General features: G+C 59.2%; 4 protein-coding genes. All 4 read left to right on the top strand.

Annotation, left to right across the window (positions count from 1 at the left end):
- Positions 1-193: 193 nt before the first annotated feature.
- Positions 194-1,159: a transcriptional regulator EbgR gene (gene ebgR, locus AACR14_RS10980; protein ID WP_019446210.1), complete on the top strand. Its 966-nt coding sequence runs from the start codon at positions 194-196 to the stop codon at positions 1,157-1,159.
- Positions 1,160-1,480: 321 nt separating this feature from the next.
- Positions 1,481-4,555 carry a beta-galactosidase subunit alpha gene (gene ebgA / locus AACR14_RS10975; protein ID WP_019446209.1) on the top strand — a complete coding sequence of 1,025 codons (3,075 nt, stop codon included), beginning with the start codon at positions 1,481-1,483 and terminating at the stop codon, positions 4,553-4,555.
- Positions 4,552-5,007 (top strand): beta-galactosidase subunit beta, encoded by a 456-nt coding sequence (locus AACR14_RS10970; protein WP_019446208.1) that lies wholly within the window; start codon positions 4,552-4,554, stop codon positions 5,005-5,007. The genes ebgA and AACR14_RS10970 overlap by 4 nt, the downstream gene beginning before the upstream one ends.
- 103 nt (positions 5,008-5,110) lie before the next feature.
- Complete coding sequence (locus AACR14_RS10965; protein ID WP_019446207.1) at positions 5,111-6,556, top strand: amino acid permease; 1,446 nt, start codon at positions 5,111-5,113, stop codon at positions 6,554-6,556.
- The last annotated feature ends 74 nt before the right edge of the window (positions 6,557-6,630 follow it).

The raw sequence follows: 6,630 nt of genomic DNA, 5'->3' as shown, positions 1-6,630 counted from the left end.
GCCATGCGAGAGTAGGACACTGTCAGGCACCTACTTAGAAGAGGCCTCCCATTCGGGAGGCCTTTTTGCATTTCTGACTTCCAAAAATCTGCCATGCCGCCGGCATTTTAGTAAAAGTGCTGGGCTATCAAGGGATTGCCCGTTACTCTTTAGCCGTTGCCGATTAACACGTGATGCTGCCAGCGAGGTATTGATGGCTACGTTGAAGGAAATTGCACAGGAAGCGGGGGTTTCTCTCGCCACGGTATCCCGGGTACTGAACGAGGATCCCAGCCTGAGCGTCAAGGAAGAGACCAAGCAGCGGATCTTCGAGATTGCCGAACGGCTGGAGTACAAGACCAGCAGCGCCCGCAAGGGGGTACATAAGAGCAAGCTGCACTTTCTGGTGGTCTATGCCTATCCCCAGAGTACCGAGGTCAACGACCCTTACTATCTCGCTATCCGTTATGGCATCGAGACCCAAAGTGCCCGCCTCAATATCGAACTGACTCATCTCTACAACTGCGGTGAAGGGCGCGAACTGAGCGCCGTGGATGGCATTCTGGTGGTCGGCACACTCACAGCCGAACGTCTCGTCCAGCTAAGGGCTTGTTCCAGCCAGCTGGTGTTTGTCGACTGCCGTTCACAGGGAGAGTTCGACTCGGTCGATGTGGATCTCGCCCTGATCAGCCAGCAAGTGGTGGATTATTTTATCGCTCAGGGACACCAGCGCATCGGTTATATCGGTGGCCAGGATGAGAATCCGGATCTGCGTGAACTGGCCTTCCGGGATTATGGCCAGCGGTTGGGGGTGGTGCAGGAGAACGATCTCTATCGTGGGGATTTCTCCAGCGCCTCCGGCTACCAGTTGGCGAAGGAGATGCTGGCGGGTGACTGGCCCAAAGCGCTCTTTGTCGCCTCCGACTCCATCGCCATTGGCGTGCTGCGTGCCATTCATGAGAAGGGACTGGCGATTCCCCAGCAGATCGAGCTTATCAGCGTCAACGATATCCCGACCGCCAAGTTCACCTTCCCGCCGCTCTCTACGGTGCGGATCCACTCCGAGTTGATGGGCTCCCAGGGGGTCAATCTGCTGGTTGAGCGGCTGCGAGACGAGCGGGATATTCCCCTTCGGGTGCTGGTACCGAGCAAGTTGACCCTGCGCGGCACCACTCGCTGATTTTAGTAAAATATTCTGCTTTTTAGTCGCACCATCTTGCGGTGGTGCGACACATCTCCCAAGCAAACCTCTTTCCCATATCATCCAACAACTTCATATCATATTGTTTTATAGTTGATTTTATTGCTAGTCAGCCAACTGTCATCAACATCCATGCCACTCCTCCATATCTTGCCCTCCTTTATCTCCCGCTTCTGATCTCGCTCACAAAACCATCTGTTCATTGTGATCAGGTTAAAACTTTACCAATCCAAAGCTGATATTTAGTAAATGTTTATCTAGAGTTTACCCAGTTAACGTTGCCTTGTTCCGGGAGGACATGTGAATAACTGGGAAAACGTCCAATTCGTTGGTGAAAACAGGCTGGCTCCGCGCGCCTACTTCTTCTCTTATGCCGACCACGCGCTGGCGGCAACCATGCAGCGCGAGCTGAGCCGTCGTTTTCTGAGCCTTGGCGGCCAGTGGCAGTTCCACTACTTTGACCACCCCCTGCAGGTGCCGGAGGCCTTCTATCACAGCCCCATGAGCGAGTGGGGCCAGATCACCGTGCCCAACATGTGGCAGATGGAAGGACATGGTCAGCTGCAGTACACCGACGAAGGTTTTCCCTTCCCCATCGACGTGCCCTTCGTGCCGACCAACAACCCCACCGGCGCCTATCAGCGCAGCTTCACGCTGAGCCCGGCCTGGGACGGCGAGCAGGTGATCATCAAGTTTGATGGGGTGGAGACCTACTTCGAGGTCTATGTGAACGGCCACTACGTCGGTTTCAGCAAGGGGAGCCGTCTCACCGCCGAGTTCGATATCAGTGCCTACGCCAACATCGGCGAGAACCTGCTGTCGGTAAGGGTGATGCAGTGGGCTGACTCCACCTATATCGAAGATCAGGACATGTGGTGGATGGCGGGGATCTTCCGCGACGTCTATCTGGTGGGCAAACCGGCCGCCCATGTGCAGGACTTCTTCATCCGCACCGCGCTGGCCGATGACAATCAAAGTGCCACCCTGAGCTGTGATATCCAGCTGGAAAATCTGGGGACGCCCGTCCGTGATCACCGTCTGGTCTGGTCGCTCCTGGATCAGGGCAACGAGCTCGCCAGCGGTTTGCTCGATCATCTCGCCATCGACGGCAAGTGTGATTGCCGCTTCACGCTGGATCTGGCCAGCCCCCATCTGTGGAGCGCCGAAGATCCGTACCTCTATCAGCTGCAACTCTCCCTCTACAACGGTCAGGGCGAGCTGCTGGAAGTGATCCCGCAGCGGGTCGGGGTGCGTGAGATCAAGGTCAAGGATGGCCTCTTCTACGTCAACGGCCACTACCTCAAGCTGCACGGGGTGAACCGCCACGACAACGACCACCTCAAGAGCCGCGCGGTCGGCATGGATCGGGTGGAGCGCGATATCGTGCTGATGAAGCAGCACAACCTCAACTCGGTGCGCACTGCCCACTATCCGAACGACCCGCGTTTCTACGAGCTGTGTGACCAGTACGGTCTGTTCGTGATGGCGGAGACCGACGTGGAGACCCACGGTTTTGCCAACGTCGGCGATCTCAGCCGCATCACCGATGACCCCTTCTGGGAGCCGGTGTTCGTGGATCGCATCGAGCGCCACGTGCACGCCCAGAAGAACCACCCCTCCATCATCATCTGGTCGCTCGGCAACGAGTCCGGTTACGGCTGCAACATCAGAGCCATGTACCAGCGCTGCAAGGCGATCGACCCGACCCGGCTGGTGCACTACGAAGAGGATCGCGATGCCGAGGTAGTGGATGTGGTGAGCACCATGTATTCCCGCGTCTCCCAGATGAACTGCTTCGGCGAGTTCCCGATGGCCAAGCCGCGCATCCTCTGCGAATACGCCCACGCCATGGGCAACGGCCCGGGCGGTCTTAGCGAATATCAGCAGGTGTTCGACCGCCATCCCCACATTCAGGGCCACTACATCTGGGAGTGGTGCGATCACGGCATTCTGGATCAGGACGAGCAGGGCCGCCCCGTCTACAAGTACGGTGGCGACTATGGCGACTATCCCAACAACTACAACTTCTGCATGGATGGCCTCATCTATCCGGATCAGACCCCGGGGCCGGGCCTGCGCGAATACAAGCAGGTGATCTGCCCGGTCAAGGTGCGCGCTCTGGATCTGGCGAGCGGCAAGCTGGCGGTGGAAAACCGCTACTGGTTCTCCACTCTCGACGACATCCGTCTGCTGGTCGAGGTGAAGGCCGAAGGCGAGCTGCTGGCCAGCCAGCAAATCCGGCTGGAAGGGGTGGCTCCCGGTGCCATCACCGAGTTGCAACTCGAACTGCCATCCCTCGATGGGCGGGAAACCTTCGTCCAGCTGCGGGTCATCAAGGCCACCGCCACCCGTTACAGTGCGGCGGAGCACGAGCTGGGCCAGTACCAGTTCCAACTGAAGGCATCGACTCGCCAGCTGCGACCCTTTGCCAATCCCAACGCTACTGCACTGCAGATTGCCGATGAACGCCTCGCACTTGTCTTAAGTGGCAGCGGCTTTGTCCTGCGCTTCTCGCGCCTCGACGGCAAGCTGGTGAGCTGGCAGCAGGATGGTATCGAGCTGATTGAGCGGGCGCCGCGCCTCACCTTCTTCAAGCCGATGATCGACAACCACAAGCAGGAGTACGAGAGCCTGTGGCACCCGAACCACCTGCAGATCATGCAGGAGCACTTCCGCACTCTGAGTTGGCGTCAGCTGGGTGAGGCGGTCGAGGTGACGGTAGAGAGCCTGATCGCGCCGCCGGTGTTCGACTTCGGCATGCGCTGCCGCTACGTCTACACCCTGAGCCCGAACGGTCAGCTGCACGTGGCACTCTCCGGTCAGCCCTACGGCGGTTATGACGACATCATCCCCAAGATCGGCTTCGAGCTGGGCATTCGTCAGGATCTCGACCGGGTGCACTACTACGGCATGGGGCCGGGCGAAAACTATCAGGACAGCCGCCAGAGCAACTGGATCGACAGCTTCCAGAGCACAGTCAGCGAGATGTGGGAGCACTACCCCTTCCCGCAGGACAACGGCAACCGCCAGCAGGTGCGCTGGGCGACCCTGACCAACCGCCACGGCGCCGGTCTCTACGTGCGACCTGATGCCCCCATCAACCTGAGCGTCTGGCCCTACAGCTGGGAGCATATCCACGCGGCGCAGCACATCAACGAGCTGGAGCCCTGTGGTTATCTCACCCTCAATCTGGATCACAAGGTACTGGGGCTCGGCTCCAACTCCTGGGGCTCCGAGGTGCTGGACTCCTGGCGGGTGCGCTTCGAGCCGTTCAGCTTCGGCCTGACCCTGCTGCCCATCGCCCGTGGCAACCTCAATCCGGCTGCGCTGGCCGGGCTCGACCTCACCATCAACGGCGGGAGGAACCTCGCATGATCACCCTGGACAACCTGACCCTGTTCAAAAACATCTACCGGGAGGGCAAGAAGTGGGGCCGCTGCGTGGAGGCCATCAACAACCTGCCAAACCTCAAGCCCGGCATCTGCCACTCCATCGGTGACTCCCTCACCTATCGCTTGCAGGAGGGGGCCAGCCCGGCCGCCTCTTTGTTCGAGGGGCAGCGCCGCTACTTCGACGTCCACTACTACCTGGAAGGAGCAGAGACGGTGGAGTGGGCCCCCAAATCGGAGCTGGCGGTCGAGCAGGCCTATGACGACACCACAGACCGCGAGTGGCTGGCTGGTGAGGTGCGTGAGCGCCAGCAGGTGGGTAACGGGCAGGTAGTGATCTTCGAGAACGACGAGGCTTACCGGTTTGTCGGCGATGCGCCGGTGCGCAAGGTGATCATCAAGGTCACCGTCGAAGGCGGCTACTTCAAGAACAAATAACAAGCCGCCGGTTCTGCACTGACAAAAGCCGGAAGGGTGGGGCTCACCCTACAAATCATGCCCCGCTCTTTCGCTGCAATAACTACAGGTCTGGAGATGCACCATGTCTGATTCCAAACGGAATACGATAGGCAAGTTTGGTCTGCTGTCGCTCACCTTCGCGGCGGTATTCAGCTTCAACAACGTCATCAACAACAACATCGAGATTGGTCTGGCCTCCGCCCCGATGTTCTTTCTGGCCACCATTTTCTACTTCATTCCGTTTTGTCTGATCATTGCGGAATTTGTGTCACTGAACAAAAACTCCGAAGCGGGGGTGTATGCCTGGGTGAAGAGCTCCCTCGGCGGGCGCTGGGCCTTTATCTCCGCCTACACCTACTGGTTCGTGAACCTCTTCTTCTTCACCTCGCTGCTGCCGCGGGTTATCGCCTACGCCTCCTATGCCTTTCTCGGCTACGAGTACATTCTCACCCCGGTGGCGACCACGGCCTTGAGCATGGTGCTGTTCGCCTTTGCCACCTACGTCTCCACCAACGGCGCCAAGATGCTCGGCCCCATCACCTCGGTGACCTCGTCCCTGATGCTGCTGCTGACCCTCTCCTACATTCTGCTGGCGGGTGCGGCACTGGTGGGCGGCGTGCAACCGGCTGACCCCATCACTGTAGAGGCGATGATCCCCGATTTCAGCTGGGCCTTCCTCGGCATCACCACCTGGATCTTTATGGCAGCCGGTGGCGCCGAGTCGGTGGCGGTCTACGTCAATGACGTGAAGGGCGGCTCCAAGTCCTTCGTGAAGGTGATCATCATCGCCGGGATCTTTATCGGGGTGCTCTACTCCATCGCGTCGTTGTTGATCAACGTGTTCGTACCGAGCGGGACCCTGAAATATACCGGCGGCTCGGTGCAGGTATTTGAAGGGCTGGCGGCCTACTTCGGCCTGCCGGAGATCCTGATGAACCGCTTCGTCGGGCTGGTCTCCTTCACCGCCATGTTCGGCTCCCTGCTGATGTGGACGGCGACCCCGGTGAAGATCTTCTTCTCCGAGATCCCGGCCGGCATCTTCGGCAAGAAGACGGTCGAGCTCAACGAGAACGGCGTGCCTGCCCGTGCAGCCTGGATCCAGTACCTCATCGTGCTGCCGCTGATGGTGATCCCGACTCTGGGCTCCAACACAGCGCAGGATCTGATGAACACCGTCATCAACATGACCGCCGCCGCCTCTATGCTGCCGCCGCTGTTCATCATGCTGGCCTACCTCAATCTGCGCCTGAAGCTCGACCACCTGCCACGGGATTTCAAGATGGGCTCACGTACCACCGGCATCGCTGTGGTCTCGGTGCTGATCGCCATCTTCTCGGTGGGCTTCCTCGCCTCCACCTTCCCGACCGGCGCCGACATCATGACCATCATCTTCTACAACGTCGGCGGGATCGTGATCTTCCTCGGCTTCGCCTGGTGGAAATACAACAAATACGAGGCCTCCCTCAGCGCCGAAGCGCGCGCCAAAGAGGCCCAGCCGACAGCGCAGGTTGCCATGCAGACGCCATAAGCACGGCATTGAATCCCAATCAAACCGGGTGGCCGTTGGCCACCCGCAAACCGTTGAACCAGAAAAGGAAAAGA

This window comes from Aeromonas sp. 159, assembly GCF_963862045.1.
Classification (GTDB): Bacteria; Pseudomonadota; Gammaproteobacteria; order Enterobacterales; family Aeromonadaceae; genus Aeromonas; species Aeromonas veronii.
Note: the sequence above shows the minus strand (reverse complement) of the source record. Positions and strands in the feature narration are given on the sequence as shown.